This is a genomic window from Streptomyces sp. ALB3 (assembly GCF_044385685.1).
Lineage (GTDB): Bacteria > Actinomycetota > Actinomycetes > Streptomycetales > Streptomycetaceae > Streptomyces.
Genome location: NZ_JBISCE010000027.1, coordinates 590,437 through 606,376, shown reverse-complemented (window position 1 = coordinate 606,376; position 15,940 = coordinate 590,437). Strand labels below are relative to the sequence as shown.

Annotated in this window: 18 protein-coding genes; 9 read left to right on the top strand and 9 right to left on the bottom strand. The window is 70.9% G+C overall.

Going from position 1 to position 15,940, the window contains the following annotated elements; translation table 11 throughout:
* The first annotated feature begins 11 nt into the window (after positions 1 to 11).
* The 3 genes from ACHFIV_RS17890 to ACHFIV_RS17880 are packed head-to-tail and all read left to right on the top strand — an operon-like array spanning position 12 to position 2,287.
* Entirely contained in the window at positions 12 to 1,112 is a 1,101-nt protein-coding gene (locus ACHFIV_RS17890) for an NADH:flavin oxidoreductase/NADH oxidase (RefSeq protein ID WP_398969588.1), read from the top strand.
* Between the two features lie 29 nt (positions 1,113 to 1,141).
* Complete coding sequence (locus ACHFIV_RS17885; RefSeq protein WP_398969585.1) at positions 1,142 to 1,888, top strand: class I SAM-dependent methyltransferase; 747 nt, start codon at positions 1,142 to 1,144, stop codon at positions 1,886 to 1,888.
* Positions 1,889 to 1,909: 21 nt separating this feature from the next.
* Positions 1,910 to 2,287 carry an ArsR/SmtB family transcription factor gene (locus ACHFIV_RS17880; RefSeq protein ID WP_398969582.1) on the top strand — a complete coding sequence of 126 codons (378 nt, stop codon included), beginning with the start codon at positions 1,910 to 1,912 and terminating at the stop codon, positions 2,285 to 2,287.
* 15 nt (positions 2,288 to 2,302) lie between these two features.
* On the opposite strand, the gene ACHFIV_RS17875 is transcribed toward ACHFIV_RS17880, so the two are convergent.
* Complete coding sequence (locus ACHFIV_RS17875) at positions 2,303 to 3,679, bottom strand: FAD-dependent oxidoreductase (RefSeq protein ID WP_398969579.1); 1,377 nt, start codon at positions 3,677 to 3,679, stop codon at positions 2,303 to 2,305.
* A 90-nt stretch (positions 3,680 to 3,769) separates the two neighbouring features.
* Positions 3,770 to 4,423 carry a DUF305 domain-containing protein gene (locus ACHFIV_RS17870; protein ID WP_398969576.1) on the bottom strand — a complete coding sequence of 218 codons (654 nt, stop codon included), beginning with the start codon at positions 4,421 to 4,423 and terminating at the stop codon, positions 3,770 to 3,772.
* 181 nt (positions 4,424 to 4,604) lie between these two features.
* On the opposite strand from ACHFIV_RS17870, the gene ACHFIV_RS17865 reads away from it, so the two are divergent.
* Positions 4,605 to 6,095 (top strand): LVIVD repeat-containing protein, encoded by a 1,491-nt coding sequence (locus ACHFIV_RS17865; protein ID WP_398969573.1) that lies wholly within the window; start codon positions 4,605 to 4,607, stop codon positions 6,093 to 6,095.
* A gap of 173 nt (positions 6,096 to 6,268) precedes the next feature.
* Here ACHFIV_RS17865 and ACHFIV_RS17860 read toward each other — a convergent pair whose 3' ends face one another.
* The 5 genes from ACHFIV_RS17860 to ACHFIV_RS17840 all read right to left on the bottom strand — a co-directional run bounded on the left by ACHFIV_RS17860 (position 6,269) and on the right by ACHFIV_RS17840 (position 9,417).
* Positions 6,269 to 6,448, bottom strand: coding sequence for a hypothetical protein (locus ACHFIV_RS17860; RefSeq protein WP_398969570.1), 180 nt, complete (start codon positions 6,446 to 6,448; stop codon positions 6,269 to 6,271).
* An 80-nt stretch (positions 6,449 to 6,528) separates the two neighbouring features.
* Positions 6,529 to 6,948 carry an HAD family hydrolase gene (locus ACHFIV_RS17855; RefSeq protein ID WP_398969568.1) on the bottom strand — a complete coding sequence of 140 codons (420 nt, stop codon included), beginning with the start codon at positions 6,946 to 6,948 and terminating at the stop codon, positions 6,529 to 6,531.
* A 98-nt stretch (positions 6,949 to 7,046) separates the two neighbouring features.
* Positions 7,047 to 7,742: a phosphatase PAP2 family protein gene (locus ACHFIV_RS17850; protein ID WP_398969565.1), complete on the bottom strand. Its 696-nt coding sequence runs from the start codon at positions 7,740 to 7,742 to the stop codon at positions 7,047 to 7,049.
* 34 nt (positions 7,743 to 7,776) lie between these two features.
* On the bottom strand, positions 7,777 to 8,712 hold the full coding sequence (locus ACHFIV_RS17845; RefSeq protein ID WP_398969563.1) for a M56 family metallopeptidase: 936 nt from the start codon (positions 8,710 to 8,712) through the stop codon (positions 7,777 to 7,779).
* 87 nt (positions 8,713 to 8,799) lie between these two features.
* The gene (locus ACHFIV_RS17840; RefSeq protein WP_398969560.1) at positions 8,800 to 9,417 is read right to left on the bottom strand and encodes a DUF5134 domain-containing protein; all 618 of its coding nucleotides are present in this window, start codon (positions 9,415 to 9,417) and stop codon (positions 8,800 to 8,802) included.
* 180 nt (positions 9,418 to 9,597) lie between these two features.
* Between ACHFIV_RS17840 and ACHFIV_RS17835 the strand changes: the two genes are divergently transcribed.
* Positions 9,598 to 10,146 (top strand): GNAT family N-acetyltransferase, encoded by a 549-nt coding sequence (locus ACHFIV_RS17835; protein WP_398969557.1) that lies wholly within the window; start codon positions 9,598 to 9,600, stop codon positions 10,144 to 10,146.
* A gap of 41 nt (positions 10,147 to 10,187) precedes the next feature.
* Here the strand turns inward: ACHFIV_RS17835 and ACHFIV_RS17830 are convergent, their stop codons facing one another.
* Positions 10,188 to 10,838 (bottom strand): glycerophosphodiester phosphodiesterase, encoded by a 651-nt coding sequence (locus tag ACHFIV_RS17830; RefSeq protein ID WP_398969735.1) that lies wholly within the window; start codon positions 10,836 to 10,838, stop codon positions 10,188 to 10,190.
* 281 nt (positions 10,839 to 11,119) lie between these two features.
* Here ACHFIV_RS17830 and ACHFIV_RS17825 point away from each other — a divergent pair, with 281 nt between their 5' ends.
* From ACHFIV_RS17825 to ACHFIV_RS17810, 4 genes are all read left to right on the top strand, one after another.
* Complete coding sequence (locus ACHFIV_RS17825) at positions 11,120 to 12,517, top strand: DUF6421 family protein (protein WP_398969554.1); 1,398 nt, start codon at positions 11,120 to 11,122, stop codon at positions 12,515 to 12,517.
* A gap of 26 nt (positions 12,518 to 12,543) precedes the next feature.
* Positions 12,544 to 13,308: an SDR family NAD(P)-dependent oxidoreductase gene (locus ACHFIV_RS17820; protein WP_398969551.1), complete on the top strand. Its 765-nt coding sequence runs from the start codon at positions 12,544 to 12,546 to the stop codon at positions 13,306 to 13,308.
* Positions 13,287 to 14,369, top strand: coding sequence for a threonine aldolase family protein (locus tag ACHFIV_RS17815; protein ID WP_398969548.1), 1,083 nt, complete (start codon positions 13,287 to 13,289; stop codon positions 14,367 to 14,369). The genes ACHFIV_RS17820 and ACHFIV_RS17815 overlap by 22 nt, the downstream gene beginning before the upstream one ends.
* A gap of 70 nt (positions 14,370 to 14,439) precedes the next feature.
* Complete coding sequence (locus tag ACHFIV_RS17810) at positions 14,440 to 15,039, top strand: transglutaminase family protein (protein WP_398969546.1); 600 nt, start codon at positions 14,440 to 14,442, stop codon at positions 15,037 to 15,039.
* Between the two features lie 167 nt (positions 15,040 to 15,206).
* Here ACHFIV_RS17810 and ACHFIV_RS17805 read toward each other — a convergent pair whose 3' ends face one another.
* Complete coding sequence (locus ACHFIV_RS17805; protein WP_205023815.1) at positions 15,207 to 15,929, bottom strand: lysophospholipid acyltransferase family protein; 723 nt, start codon at positions 15,927 to 15,929, stop codon at positions 15,207 to 15,209.
* Positions 15,930 to 15,940: the final 11 nt, after the last annotated feature.

The window sequence follows — 15,940 nt, the reverse complement described above, 5'->3', positions numbered from 1 at the left end:
CGGAGTCCCCTGTGAGTGCGCTGTTCGAGCCCTACGCCCTGCGGTCGCTGACCATCCCCAACCGTGTCTGGATGGCCCCGATGTGCCAGTACAGCGCGGAAGTGTCCGGACCCGGAGCGGGCACGGCCAACGACTGGCACTTCGCCCACTACGGCGCCCGCGCGGTCGGCGGGACCGGCCTCGTGCTCGTCGAGGCCACCGCGGTCAGCCCGGAGGGCCGGATCAGCCCCGCGGACCTCGGCATCTGGAACGACCGGCAGGCGGAGGCGTTCCGCCGGATCACCGGCTTCCTGACCGGGCAGGGGACCGTCCCGGGAATCCAGCTCGCGCACGCCGGGCGTAAGGCGTCGACCGACCGCCCGTGGCGCGGCGGGGCTCCCATCGGCACCGGTGACCCCGAGGGGTGGCAGCCGGTCGCCCCCAGTCCCCTCGCGTACGACGAGTCCCACACGGTGCCCGCCGAGCTGAGCGCCGAGGAGATCCAGCAGGTGGTGCGGCAGTTCGCCGACGCCGCCCGCCGGGCACTCGACGCGGGCTTCCGGGTCGCCGAGATCCACGGAGCGCACGGCTATCTGATCGGACAGTTCCTCTCGCCCCACAGCAACCACCGCACCGATGCCTACGGCGGCTCCTTCGAGAACCGCACACGCTTCGCACGGGAGGTGGTGGACGCCGTGCGCGCCGTGTGGCCCGAGGAGCTCCCGCTGTTCTTCCGCATCTCGGCCACCGACTGGCTGACCGAGAACGCGGACGACCCGCGCGAGGGCTGGACCGGCGACGACACCGTCCGCTTCGCACGTGAGCTGCTCGCACACGGCGTCGACCTGCTGGACGTCTCGACCGGCGGACTGGCGCCGAAGGCGCGCATTCCCGCGGAGCCCGGTTACCAGGTGCCCTTCGCCCGGCGGGTGCGCGACGAGACGGGCCTTCCCGTGGCCGCCGTGGGGCTGATCACCGACCCCGTGCAGGCGGAGAAGATCCTGTCCGACGGCAGCGCGGACGCCGTCCTGCTCGGCCGGGAACTGCTGCGCGACCCCTACTTCGCCCGGAAGGCCTCACGCGAGCTCGGGGGTGACGTCCGGACGCCCGAACAGTACGCCCGGGCGGTGTGACGCCGCCTCTGTCGGTAACCTGAGCCGCGATGTCCACTCCCCAGGGCCCCACGCTGCGCGAACTGGCCGTCCAGGCGCTCTCCTCGACGATGCGCGGATACGACCTGCTCGCCCCGAAGTTCGACCGGACGCCCTACCGGACCCCGGACCGGGTGCTGGAAGCCGTCGCCGGAGCCGTGCGGCCCATGGGGCCGTTCGACCGCGGCCTCGACGTCTGCTGTGGCACTGGGGCGGGAGCAGGGGTCCTGCGCGGGCTGTGCCGGGACCGGGTCACCGGCGTCGACTTCAGCGCCGGCATGCTCGACGTCGCCCGTGCCGCGCACCCCGCGGACGGCGGCGGCCCGGCGGTGGACTGGGTCAGGGCGGACGCCCGGGCGCTGCCGTTCGCCCCGGTCTTCGACCTGGCCCTCAGCTTCGGGGCGTTCGGCCATTTCCTGCCGGGGGAACGCCCGCGGCTGTTCGACCAGGTGCACGCGTCACTGCGGCCGGGGGGCCTCTTCGTCTTCCCGGTGGGGGCTCCGCCCGCAGTGGGCTCCCGGGCGTACTGGTCGCTGCTCGGATTCGATCTGGCCATGCGCGCGCGCAACGCGCTGTGGCGTCCGCCCTTCGTCATGTACTACCGCACCTTCCCGCTCGCCGGTGTGGTGGACGACCTCGTGGGCACCGGGTTCACCGTGCGGCTGCTGCCGATGGAGGAGTTCGGCCGGAGGCGGGACGGCAGCCCCCGCGTCCGGCTCGTGGTGGCGGCCCGTGGACGACGCGCGGACCGTGGATAAAACTACGACGATCCTCGTACAATGCAGTTCCCTGTACGAAGTGGAGCCACCGTGACGACGACCGCCGCTCGCGTGCTCGCCCACCCCTCGCGCGACGAGATCCGCGTGGAGGGCGTGCTCCATGCGCTCTCCGACCCGATCAGGCTCCGCATCGTGCGCCAACTGGCCGGCGCGAGCGACGAGCAGGCCTGCTCCCGCTTCGACCTCCCGGTGTCGAAATCCACCACCACGCACCACTTCAGGGTGCTCCGCGAGAACGGCGTGATCACCCAGTTCTACCGCGGCACGGCCAAGCTGAGCTGCGTACGGGCGGATGATCTGGACGCCCTCTTCCCCGGCCTGCTCGACAGTGTGCTCGGGGCGGTGGAGCGGCAGGCCGAGCGCCTCGGCCAGGGCTGACGTCCCCTCGGCACGCTACCGGGGGCCGTCCCCGGCCGCGTCGAGCAGGCCGGCCCAGTCGGAGATCTTGACCGGTCCGCGTCCGAGTGAGCGGCCGAGCGCCGACTCCGCACGTTCGATGGACAGCCAGCCGTCCCATGCCACCGGCCGCAGTCCCTGTTCCCGCAGGGCACCCAGCGGATCGGCGGACACCTCCCGGCCGGTGAGCAGCGGGGCGTCCTCGATCAGCGAGGCGACCGTCTCCTTCGCGCACGACCTGTTCGACCCGATCACCCCGGTGGGGCCGCGCTTGATCCACCCGGCGACGTACTCCCCGGGCGACGCGGCCCCGTCCCTGATCACCCTGCCCGCCAGATGCGGCACGATCCCCTGGACCGGGTCGAAGGGCAGGCCGGGCAGAGGCGTCCCCCGGTATCCCACGGCCCGCAGGACGAGCTGTGCCTCGATGTCCTCGAAGGCCCCGGTGTCCCGTACGCCTCCGGCACCGTCCGGGGCCGTACGCGCGAACCGCACCCCGCCGACCCGCCCGTTCCGCTCGAGCACCTCGGCCGGACGCAGGAAGAACCGAAGCCGGACGCGGCGTTCCGGGCCGTGGCCGACGGGCGGCGGCACGGCCGCCCACCCCCGCAGCACCTCCAGGTTCCGCCGGACCACGGCGGGCAGGGGCGGCGCGGGGCCGTCCGCAGCCGCGTACGCCGGGTCGAGGGCCAGTTCCGCGCCGTCGACGACGATCCGTGCCCGGGGGAGCGCACCGAGCTCCCGCAGTTCCTTGGTGGTGAACCTGGCCTGCGAGGGGCCGCGCCTGCCGACGACGTGCACCTCACGGATCCGGCTCGTGGCGAGCGCTTCCAGCGCTGCCCTGGGTACGTCCGTGCCGCGCAGCTCCGCCGCGCTCCGGGCGAGGATCCGGGCCACGTCGACCGCCACGTTGCCGACCCCGATCACCACGGCCGAACGTACGGCCGAGAGCGGGAAGCCGTCCCCGGGCGCGTCCGGGTGTGCGCTGTACCAGGAGACGAACTCGGTGGCCGGGAAACTCCCGGGAAGTCCCTCGCCGGGGACGGCGAGCGGCCGGTCGGACGCCGCGCCGACGCAGTAGACCACGGCGTGGTAGAGCTCCTTCAGCCGGGCGGGCGCGACTCCGCCGGCGCCGCCCACCTCGGCATGACCGACGAAGGTGATCCGTTCGTCCTCCAGGACCGCCCGGAGACTGCCCTGGAGGGACTTGATCTTCTCGTGATCGGGTGCCACGCCGTAGCGGACCAGCCCGTACGGTGCCGGCAGCCGGTCCAGGACGTGCACCCGCACATCCGGTACCCGCGACTGCTGCAACAGGGCCTGGGCCGTGTAGACCCCGCTCGGTCCCGAACCGACCACGGCGACTCGGAGCACGGCGCACCTCCTCCGGCAGGATCCCCTCCAGCATGGCACCGCGGACGGTGGGCGGGGGAGAGGCACGCGGGCCCCGCGTCACGGCGGCCCTCAGGTCATCAGGCCGCGCATCCGGTCGATCTCCACGGTCTGCTGGGCGACCACGTCGTTGGCCATCTCCTCCACCAGCACGTTGTTGCCGTCCGCCAGAGCCTCGGTCGCCATGGTGACCGCGCCCTGGTGATGCGTGATCATCAGCTCGAGGAAGAGCCGGTCGAAGGCCTTGCCCTTCGCGGCACGCAGCCGGCCGATCTGCTCGTCGGTCGCCATCCCGGGCATCGCGGAGTGGTCGTGCGCCTCCTTGCGATCGTCCCCGCCGTTGTTCTTCAGCCAGCCCTCCATGGCACCGATCTCCGGCTTCTGGGCTGCCGATATGCGCTTCGCGAGCCGTTCGACAGATGTGGAGGACCCACGTCCGGGGACCAGGGCGGTGAGCACGAGGGCTTGCTCGTGATGCTCGATCATCATGCGCGCGTAGCGGAAGTCGGCCGAGTTGGGGGAGTCGTCACGGGCGGCCTTCGCCGCTTCCTCGGCCGACAGCGTCCTGGCCGGTTCGCCGGGCCTGCCGGGCGCCACGACCGAAGGGCCCTGGTCCGCCCCGGCTTTCGCGCCGTCGCCGTCGTCGCACCCTCCCGACACGATGACGACGGCCGCCAGGGCCGTCGCCAGAACGGCTGCGCGTGCGCGTGGGGTCCGACGGGGCATCAACACGGCCACCTCCAGTGCCACATGAGTGTGTTGCAGACCGTCCTAACACCTTCCGACGGCCGGTGATCAAAAACTTTTATTACGTCTCTGTTGCCATCTGTTGGTGTGTACATGCGAGGGACCATACTGCCGGGGTCCATGAACCGTTCCTCGACGAACGGATACAAGGGAGGACGCAGTGACCTCGTTGCACACCACCAGCGTGCGGCGTAGACGTCTGGGCGTGGCGGCAGCCGCAGCCGGGCTCGTCGCCACGCTGTTCACGGCCGGACCCGCGGCCGCGACACCCGACCCCGGCGACACCGCCACCACCCGCAGCGGTGTTTCCGTGAGTGAACAGGCCGAAGCCAGGGCCGCCATCGAGAGCGGTGAGATACCCGGCGTGGACGAGATCGTCCACAGCGCCAACATCGAACACCTCACGAACGTGCCCAAGGACGCGCTCCAGGGCCTCAACACGGACCTCGCCTTCCAGGGCAGCTACGCCTACGCCGGGAACTACGACGGCTTCCGCATCTTCGACATCCGCAACCCGAGGAAGCCGAGGACCGTCGCGCAGGTCCTGTGCCCCGGCTCCCAGAACGACATCTCGGTCTCGGGGAACCTGCTCTTCCTGTCGACCGACTCCTCGCGCAGCGACGACTCCTGTGCCAGCACCACCCAGCCGGCCACGGAGAAGTCCTCCTGGGAGGGCATGAAGGTCTTCGACATCAGCGACAAGCGCAACCCGAAGTACGTCGCAGCTGTCGAGACCGCGTGCGGCTCGCACACCCACACGATCGTTCCGGAGCGCAGGAACGTCTACGTCTACGTCTCGTCGTACGCGCCGAACGAGGCGTTCCCGGACTGCCGGCCGCCGCACGACGGAATCTCCGTCATCAAGGTGCCGCGCGGCGCTCCCGAGGACTCCCGGATCGTGAACTTCCCTGTTCTCTTCCCGGACGGCGGCAACCCGGGCGCGCCGGCCAACCCGGGCGTCTCGAAGACCACCGGATGCCACGACATCACCGTCCTGCCGTCGAAGGACCTGGCAGCCGGGGCGTGCATGGGTGACGGTCTGCTGTTCTCCATCAAGGATCCGGAGAACCCGAGGATCATCGACCGGGTCCAGGACAACGTGAACTTCGCGTTCTGGCACTCGGCGACCTTCAACCAGGACGCCGACAAGGTGGTATTCACCGACGAGCTCGGCGGCGGCGGAGCGGCCACCTGCAACGACGAGATCGGCCCGAACCGCGGGGCCGACGGCATCTACGACATCACCGGCCGGGGCGACCACCGCAAGCTGGTCTTCCGCAGCTACTTCAAGATCGACCGCCCGCAGGCCGACACCGAGGTCTGTGTCGCGCACAACGGCTCGATCATCCCGGTCAAGGGCAAGGACCTGATGGTCCAGGCCTGGTACCAGGGAGGGGTCTCCGTGTGGGACTTCACCAACTCCTCGAAGCCGGAGGAGATCGCCTACTTCGAGCGCGGCCCGGTCTCCACGGACGCGGTCACCACGGCCGGCCCGTGGTCGGCGTACTACTACAACGGCTACATCTACTCCAACGACATCGACAAGGGCTTCGACGTGCTGAAGCTCGACGACCGGCGGACCGACCCGGCGAAGAAGGTGCGGCTGCCCGGGCTCAACGTGCAGACGCAGCCGGACTACTTCGACCGCTGATCCACAAGCTCGCCACCCACGAGCACACGTGCCCTGCCAGGCGGCTTCCGCCCGGCGGGGCACGTTTATCTCATTGACCACCGGGCGGTGCGGGGACATGCTGTACCCCTGATTCCGGCGATGCGGGGGATCGCCGGAATCAGGTCCGGGGCCGGGGACCGCGGCCCCACCGCTCAGGCGGCCGGCCGCACGCTCGTACCGGCGGCAGCGGCCCACTCCACCAGCAGGCGCTGGTACTCCGTCTCGTCGTCCGGGGACAGCAGCCCGCCCGAGCGCTGCCACAGGGTGCGGATCTCTTCGTTGACCACGGAGGCGGGGCGCACGGCGGCGGACGGGTTCGGATACGGGGACATGTCCACCAAACTAAACCCCCGCCGGGCCTTCGGACCCCCTTCGGGGCAGGGATATCCCTCACACCTCCTACCGGAATCCTTCACGCGCGGTGCGTACGTATGCCCTCCGTGGCGCGTTCCGGCAGTCGGAGCACCCGCAGTCCGTCCGGACGTTCCGGGACGGGCAGCGGGTCGACGAACAGGACCTCACAGCCCAGGGCGCCCGCACCGGCGTCCGCGTGGCGGTCGTCACCGACCATGAGCACATCCGAGGGATCGCGCCCCAGCAGGGCGCACGCCACGCCGAACAGGCGCGGACCGGCTTCTGGATGCCGTGTTCGAAGGAGAGCGCGTAGGCGTCGACCAGATCGTCCAGGCCGTGCGCGGAAGACGGGGCGCAGGTCCCACCCGATGTTGCTCACGACACCGACCGCGATGCCGTGGTGGCGCAGCTCGCGCAGCGCCTCCGCGGCATCGGGGTACGGCTGCCGGGCCGGGCATCGAGAGCGGCGCGCAGCCACGCGCCGACGGACTCGACCCGGAAGAGGGTCCCTGAGAGAAGTCGAAGAGAACACCCGTGGTCCGGATGCAGCCGGTCGTCGCGGCCCCGGGCGCCGGCCTACAAGGGCGTCTCCGCGTCGCCGGGCGGTCGCCCGGCACGGCGGCGGTATCCGGTGTAACCGGCGATGGAGAGCCCCGTCACGGCCCCTCCCAGAGCCACCCCGCCCGCCACGTCACTCAGCCAGTGCACGCCCAGGTAGACACGGGTGAAGGCCACACCGGCCACCGAGACCACACCGAGCGCCAGCGAGCCCCACCACAGGGACGGCTGGGCGCCGTGCAGACGCAGCACCCACAGGAGCAGCCCGCAGGTCACCGCCGCGGTCATGACGTGCCCCGAGGGGAAGGCCGCGTAGTGCGCCGAGTCCACCGGGTCGAGCCAGCGGGGGCGCTCCCTGCCCACGGCGGCCTTGAGCCCCTGCTGCACGAGCGTGCCGAACAGACTGGTCGCGGCGACCCATCCGGCGAGCAGACGTGAGCCGCGCCACCAGAGGGCGACCACGACGACGGCGGTCAGGACGCGCATCGTCCAGGGATCCCACACCCAGTCCGTCAGCACCCGGTTGGCGTGGACCATGCCCGGTTCGGCCACCGCTCTGCGGTGCAGGGCCTCGGCCACCGTCACGTCCAGCGACATCAGGGGCGGCCAGGCCACCGCCACCAGCACGATGAGCACGAGGGACAGCGAGGCGCAGACGATGCCGGTGATCAGGAAGGAGGCCCGGCCGCGCGGAGAGGGGGGAGGGGAGTGCATGGGGTCGATCCTCGTTCACGACCGGGGCGGGAAGCTATCCCAGGGCGCTGAGTCCCGGCACGAAGGCCACCAGGAGGGGCACGACGGGAACGAGCGCCGCGGCGGCGGTCAGCCTCAGCCGACGGCCCGCGGTCAGCCGCTCCACCGGCGTGAGCAACCGGTTGACCCTCAGCGGCACATGGGCCCCGGAAGCCGGTGACGGGCCGAACACGCCACGGTCCTCGTTGAGTCCGACCAGGGCGAGCGCGATCGTGAGGCGTCCGAAGCGCCGTGACGCCACGTCGTCCGCGGCCAGTTCGACGAGGCGGTGCATCTCGTCGCGGAAGGCGGCGAACACCGGGACCTGGGGAAAACCGGTCGCCAGCGCCCCCGAGCAGTGCAGGAGCCAGTCGTGGCGTGCCTGCGCGTGTCCCTGCTCGTGGGCCAGCACGGCGTCGAGCTGGCGCCCCTTCAGGCGCCCGAGGGCCGCCGTGGTGATGACCAGTTGGGGGGCCGCCCCCGGAAGCCACCAGGCATCGGGCCGCTCGCCCTCCAGCACCACGAGACGCCCGCTACCGGGTTCCTCGCCCGGCATCAACGGGGAGCGGACCAGCAGTTCGGTGCGCCGCCGCCTGCGGCGGGCGCGCGCCCGGTGGACCTCCCGCACGAGCATGGCGCCGGTCCACACACCCCCGAGTGCCAGCAGCACCGCGATCACCGCCGACCACGGCCCGTACGCGCCCAGGGCGTACGCCTCGACCACCGCGTGCGGCGCGGGCGCGAAGACGTGGCCGCGGACCGCCTGCCAGGCGGCGGCCGCGCTGAAGGTCATGGAGAGCCCGAACGACAGGAGCACGCCCGCGACCACGCACTGCCAGACCCAGAGGGCCACGACCGGTTCACGCTCCGCCCAGCGGGCCCTCGCCATCAGGCCCGGGGCCACGAGGGCGGCCAGCGTGCCGAGCATCAGCAGAGCGAGGGAGACCACCATGGGCGTCACCCTATGAGTGCCGCCACACCCACGGGTATGGCCGCGAGCGCCAAGTGACGTACGACACCGTGTGCGGGCCCCGTCGTCTCACAGGGTGAGCAGCATGGCGAACATCGCCGTCCCCATCGCCAGTCTGCAGGCCAGGGCGAGCTCGGGCCGGGCGCCCCAGGCCGGGCCCGTGGCGCCGCCGCCACCCGTGCCACCGGCCGGCGCGCCGAGGGGCGCGGGAACCGGTATGAGCCGTCCCGCCGAGCGCAGGACGTACAGCGCGTAGTAGACGAGCAGAGCTCCCGTCAGCAGGGGAACGCCTCCGACGCCTCCACCGGATCCGGACGAGCCCGCTCCGTGGCCCAGGTGGCCACCCCCTGCGGCGTGGGCCGCCCCCGGCCCCATGGCCACGGCCATGTAGACCATGGCCAGCGAACCGACCAGATGATGCAGATGATGGCCGCCGCCCCCGGCGTACGCGAGTGCGTGGAGTGAGGCGGCGCCGAACACCACCGCGTGTACCACCCACATCCATCCCGGGAGTGCGAGCAGGGCCGTGGGCACGGCCATCGCGGCCATCCCGAAGCCCATCAGCGCCTCGGCCCGCGCCGATCCGCGTTCTCGTTTCGTGCCGTTGCGGGTCCGCAGGAGGCAGTAAGCCCCCGTGGCCCCGCAAAGGACCATGAGCAGCCAGCCGGACAGCGCCGGTCCGTGCACAGTGCATCTCCCCCTACGGCCGATCGCTCCGGTTCCGTCCCATCGATGCCCCGTCCCGAGTGCTCCTACCGGGGCGCATTGGGGTACTGGGGGAGCGCGCCCGGGGCCTGCGGGGGGCGGTCGCCACCGGGTTAGTCTCGGGACGGCACAGACGGCAGACACCCACCGGAGAAGAGCCACATGGACACAGCACCGGCCACGGCACAGGCAGAACTGACCTTCCGCGACGCGACCCAGGACGATGTGCCGGTATTGGTGCGACTCGTCGAGTCCGCCTACCGGGGTGATGCGAGCCGGGCCGGATGGACCACCGAGGCGGACATCCTCCAGGGGCAGCGCACCGACGCCGACGGGGTGCGCGAGGTGCTCGCCCAGCCCTCGGGCCGGGTCCTCGTGGCGGAGAGGGACGGCGAGCCGGTCGCCTGCTGTCAGCTCGAACACCGGGGGAGGGCCGCGTACTTCGGGATGTTCGCGGTCAGGCCCGAGTTGCAGGGCGCGGGACTCGGCAAGGTGATCATCGCCGAGGCGGAGCGCACGGCACGCGAGGGCTGGGGCGTCGCCGAGATGCACATGACGGTGATATCGGTCCGCGAGGAACTGATCGCCTGGTACGAGCGCCGGGGCTACCGCCGTACGGGAGAGCTGACGCCCTTCCCGTACGGCGACGAGCGCTTCGGCATACCGCAGCGTGACGACCTCGCGTTCGAACTGCTGGTCAAGGAGCTGTAGAGCGGGCCCACGGAAGGGCGCGCAGGGCCCGGCGGGACGCCTCAGGCGGTGAACCGCCCCGCGCGCCGGATCTCCGGGTAGTCGGTCGTCGCGCCGTCCAGCCCCAGCGCGCGGACGAGACGCAGGTGGTCCTGGGTGTTGACCACCCAGCCGATCACCCGCAGGCCTTCCGCGTGTGCCTGCTCGACCACCTCAAGGGTGAGGCGGCGGATGTTCAGCGCGAGCGTCGCCGCGCCCACCGCCTTCGCCCGGTCGACCACATCGCCCTCCCACCGGCTGGCGATCAGCACCGTCCGCACGCCCGGGACGAGCTGTGCGATCTCCGCGACCGCCGCGTCGTGGAACGAGGACACCTCGACGCGGCCGGCCAGGTCGCGTCGCAGCATCACCTCGGCCAGCGCCCTCGCGGCGGCCACGTCCTTGATCTCGGCCTGGACGGGCGAGCCGATCAGGTCGAGCACCTCCTCGAGGACGGGCACACGCTCGCCGAGCCCGGCGTCGAGCAGGCGGAGCTCCGCGAGCGTCTTCTCCGCGATCAGCCCCCGCCCGTCCGTCGTGCGGTCCACGGCGGCGTCGTGCATGACGGCGAGCGCGCCGTCCTTGCTCAGGTGGAGGTCCAGTTCGACGGCGTCCATGCCGGCCTGCTCCGCGCGCGCGAACGAGCGCAGCGTGTTCTCCGGCTCGACACCCATGACCCCGCGATGACCGATGGTGAGAAAAGACAAGGCACTCCCGCTTCCGTCCGTCGTGGTCGCCTCCGAGCGCGGCTCCTACCCACAGGGAACCAGTTCGCGCGTGCAGGGCGGCCTCTGCCCTGCCAGTCCGGTGGAAGAAGTTGTCCTGCGGATGTGTGACAGGAAAAATAACGGTGACCATGAGGAGGGGCAGGATAATCTTCTGTCCTCCACTTGTCCGAAGGAGCCGCGCATGGATACGGTTGCTTGACGCGAGGTTCTCCCGTGAAGGAAGTGCAATGACGGAAATTCTTGAGCATGACGCCGCTACCGGCGAGATAGCTGCCGCCCGGCGAGTCGTGGAGCACCCGGCCTGGCCCGCGCTCAAGAGTGCCGTGGAAGAGCTCCGCCCCTGGCAGTCCAAGGACGGCTCCATCGACTTCACAGCTGACGGCGCCCCCTCCGCGGAGGCGGCCGGAGCCGTCGTCGAGCGCGTGATCGCGGCGGTCGAGCAGCTCTCACCGCTGCTCCCGCACGACGACGCCTACCACCGCGCGCTCGTGGCCGACCTGCGCCGCTGGGCCGCTGACGGCTTCGGCGTCCCGGACTTCCTGGACTCCCTGCTCGCCTTCCAGCCCGCCAGGGACCGTGAGGACGGCCTCCAGCACCTGGTCGTGTTCGCGATGTACACGCAGAACGGCAATCCGGACCGCAATCTCGAAGCGGTCGTGCTGCGGATGGTCTGGCCCGAGTGGCTCGCCGACCTGGAAGCCACGCGGTACGACAACCCGCTGTTCTGCGGTATCACCTTCGAGGACTTCACCTCGGGCTACGACACCAACTCCGCCGTTCTCTTCCCTGAGACCATCGCCGTGCGCGAGGCACCCGAGCGCTTCAGCTGGGGCGGCATCTTCTGCGACCGGGAGGCCGCCCGCTTCCGCCGCGTGACCGAGGCGTCCGTCGGGCTGCTCGGCCTCGAGCTGCCCGAGGACATCCGCGAGATGCTCGGTGACCAGAAGCGCTGCGAGCAGGCCTTCGTCCTCTGGGACATGGTCCACGACCGCACCCACAGCCATGGTGACCTGCCGTTCGACCCCTTCATGATCAAACAGCGCCAGCCGTTCTGGATGTACGGACTCGAGGAGCTGCGCTGCGACCTCACCGCCTTCCGGGAGGCCGTGAAGCTCGAAGCCGACGGCTTCGGCCAGGGCCGCGACGTCCAGTTCGCCGTGCTCTTCGACCGGATGTTCCGCTTTCCCGTCACCGGTGAGCGCGTGCGCAACTACGACGGTCTCGGCGGCCAGCTGCTCTTCGCCTACCTCCACAAGCACGACGTGGTCCGCTGGACCGACAACACGCTCAAGATCGACTGGGCTCGTGCGCCGCAGGTCACCAACGAGCTCTGCGCGGAGATCGAGAAGCTGTACCGCGACGGCATCGACCGCCCCAAGCTCGTGCACTGGTTCGCGGCGTACGACCTGGTCGCGACCTATCTCGCTCCCCACCCCGGATCCCGCTGGGCCAAGGGCCCGGACGCCCTGGACCTGACGCAGCCGCCCCGCAAGCTCGTCGACGACGTGCTTCCGGACGAGTTTCCCCTGAGCATGTTCTATGAGGCGCTCTCGAAGAAGCTCAAGCATGTGATCGCCTCCACCAAGGGGATCACCGCGGCGGACGCCGGGCGGGCAGCTGCGTGAGCGCGGGATCTGAGGAGGCTGTGGCGATGAACGGAACAGGTCAGGGCGGAAACGGTGTGCTCGACGGCGCGGTGATCGCGGTGGCCGGAGCGGCGGGGCCCGCGGGCCGGGCCACCTTGCTCCGGCTCGCCGAGGCGGGGGCGACCGTGGTCGCCTCGGACGCCAACCCCGAGCGGCTGGTGGAAGCGGTCGACGCCGCGCGCTACGCACACGGAGGAGCGACGGTCACCGGTGACACGGTCGACCTCCTCGATCCGGGAGCCGCGCGGGAGTGGGCCCTGAAGACGGAGAAGGAGTTCGGGCACGTCGACGGCCTGGTCCACCTGGTCGGGGGCTGGCGCGGCGGCGCCGGATTCGCGGACAGCAGCCTCGCCGACTGGGACCACCTCGAGAAGCTGCTGATCCGGACCGTCCAGTCCACCTCGCTCGCCTTCAACGAGGTCCTCCAGCGCAGCGACCGGGGCCGTTACGTGCTCGTCAGCGCGGCAGGAGCCAGCAGCCCCACCGCCGGCAACGCGGCCTACGCCGCGTCCAAGGCGGCGGCCGAGGCCTGGACGCTCGCCCTGGCCGACGCCTTCCGCAAGGCGGGGGGTGACGCGGGTCCGAGGTCGGCTGCTGCGATCCTTGTCGTCAAGGCACTGGTGCACGACGCGATGCGCGCCGAGCGCCCCAGTGCGAAGTTCGCGGGCTTCACGGACGTCACGGAGCTGGCCGATGCCATCGCCGGGGTCTGGGACAAGCCCGCCGGAGAAGTGAACGGAAAGCGTCTGTGGCTGACCCCGCAACCGTAAGGACCGATGCGCGACGTCATCACGATCCGCAGGTACGCGGTTTCGCCAGTGACAACTACGCCGGCGCGCACCCGGAGGTTCTCGCGGCCCTCGCCCTCGCCAACGGCGGCCATCAGGTCGCGTACGGCGAGGACGACTACACCGGCCACCTCCAACGGGTCATGCACAGCCACTTCGGCCCCACCGCCGAGGCCTTCCCGGTGTTCAACGGCACCGGGGCCAACGTCGTCGCACTCCAGGCCCTCACCGACCGCTGGGGCGCGGTGATCTGCGCCGAGTCCGCCCACATCAACGTGGACGAGTGCGGGGCTCCCGAGCGGGTGGGCGGGTTGAAGCTGCTCACCGTCCCGACCCCGGACGGCAAGCTCACGCCGGAACTCATCGACCGCGAGGCGTACGGCTGGGAGGACGAGCACCGGGCCATGCCGCAGGTCGTCTCGATCACCCAGAACACCGAGCTCGGTACCGTCTACACCCCCGACGAGATCCGCGCCATCTGTGACCACGCACACGGGCGGGGCATGAAAGTGCACCTCGACGGTGCGCGGATAGCCAACGCGGCCGCGTCGCTGGACGTACCGATGCGTACGTTCACCAACACGGTCGGCGTCGACGTCCTCTCCTTCGGCGGCACCAAGAACGGTGCCCTCTTCGGTGAGGCCGTCGTCGTCCTGGACCCGGACTCCGTCAGGGCCATGAAGCACCTGCGCAAGCTGTCGATGCAGCTCGCCTCGAAGATGCGCTTCGTCTCGGTCCAGCTCGAAGCGCTCCTCGCCAGGGACCTCTGGCTGCGCAACGCACGGCACGCCAACGCGATGGCCCAACGGCTCGCGGAGGGGGTCCGGGCGGTGGACGGCGTGGAGATCCTTTATCCGGTCCAGGCCAATGCCGTCTTCGCCCGGCTGCCGCACGAGGTGACCGAGCGGCTGCAGAAGCGGTTCCGCTTCTACTTCTGGGACGAGAAGGCCGGCGACGTCCGCTGGATGTGCGCCTTCGACACCCGCGAGGAGGACGTCGACGCCTTCCTGCTGGCGCTCAAGGAGGAGATGGCCAGGCGCTAGAGAGGCATAACTATGCGGTCGACCGGAAATGCATTGCTTCGGGTCGACCGCGCAGTTACGCTCCGCAGGCATGAAGCTGATCCAGCATGCGCCCGACATCTCCGCCTATCTCGCGGATGACGAGGTGATCGATCACCGCCACCCGCTCGTGAGGGAGACGGCCGGAGGGCTCGGTGCGGCCCGTCTGGACGCATATGCATACGCCTCCGCTGCCTTCGCGTTCGTGCGTGACACCATCCCCCACTCGATGGACGTGGGGGACCCCCGGGTCACCTGGCGCGCGTCGGACGTCCTGGCGGCCCGCACCGGAATCTGCTACGCCAAGTCGCACGCCCTGACCGCTCTCCTGAGGGCCGGTGGCGTCCCCGCAGGCCTCTGCTACCAGCGGCTCACCGGCGGGGACGGTACGGGCTTCGTCATCCACGGCCTCGTCGCGGTGCGGCTCGCCGGGTGGGAGCGCTGGGTACGGCAGGATCCGCGCGGAAACGTGGGCGGCATCGACGCCCGATTCTCGGCGGACACGGAACGGCTGGCCTGCGTCGCACGTCCGGATCGCGGTGAACTGGACTACCCGGTGGTCTACGACGCACCGCACCCGACGCCTCTCCACGCACTGAGGGGCTCGCGCGACGGCGCGGAACTGAGCCGGAACCTTCCGTCGGCGCTCTGAGAGCGAGCGTCACGCCCGAATCCGGCGAGGGGGCCCAGCTCCGCGCAGCCCGACGGCGCGGTCCGGATGCCGACCGCGCGGCTCCGGGCCGCGCCCCGCACGAGGACCCGCCCGGGCTGCGGACCGCCCTCCGCGCCCGAGCGGCGCTTCCTCCGCCGGGCGGCGGATCAGCCGAGCTCGCGCGCCTCCGCGGGCGTCGGGGCCGTGCCGCCGAGGTGCGCGGGAACCCACCAGGTGTCGGCCGCGTCCTTGGGGCGCACCGGATAGGCGCGCTGCGCGGCCTCGAGGAGTTCCTGGACGCGTTCACGCAGGCGGCGGGTGATCGCCCCGGCGTACTGGTCGGCGGGGGCCTCCACGGCCTCGCCCACGCGGATCGTGATCGGGGTGTGGCTGCGCCGGAAGTTGCGAGGGCGCCCCTTGGTCCACAGGCGCTGGGTCCCCCACAGAGCCATCGGGATCAGCGGTACGCCGGCCTCCTGGGCCAGTCGCGCGGCGCCGGACTTGAAGCTCTTCAGGGTGAAGGACTGCGAAATGGTCGCCTCGGGGAAGACGCCGACGATCTCGCCCGCGCGCAGTGACGCGAGCGCGTGCGCGTAGGCGTCCTCGCCCTGGTTGCGGTCCACGGGGATGTGCTTCATGCCGCGCATCAGGGGCCCCGACACCTTGTGCCGGAACACCGACTCCTTCGCCATGAACCGGACGAGCCGCTTCTGGGGAAGGGCCCCGAGTCCGGTGAAGATGAAGTCCAGATAACTGATGTGGTTGCTGACCAGAACCGCGCCACCGGTCTTCGGGATGTGCTCCGAACCCTGGGTGTCGATCTTCAGGTCGAGCGCCTTGAACAGCGTGCGAGCGGCGCCGATGACCGGCCGATAGACGAGTTCTGCCATCTGGATGAAGA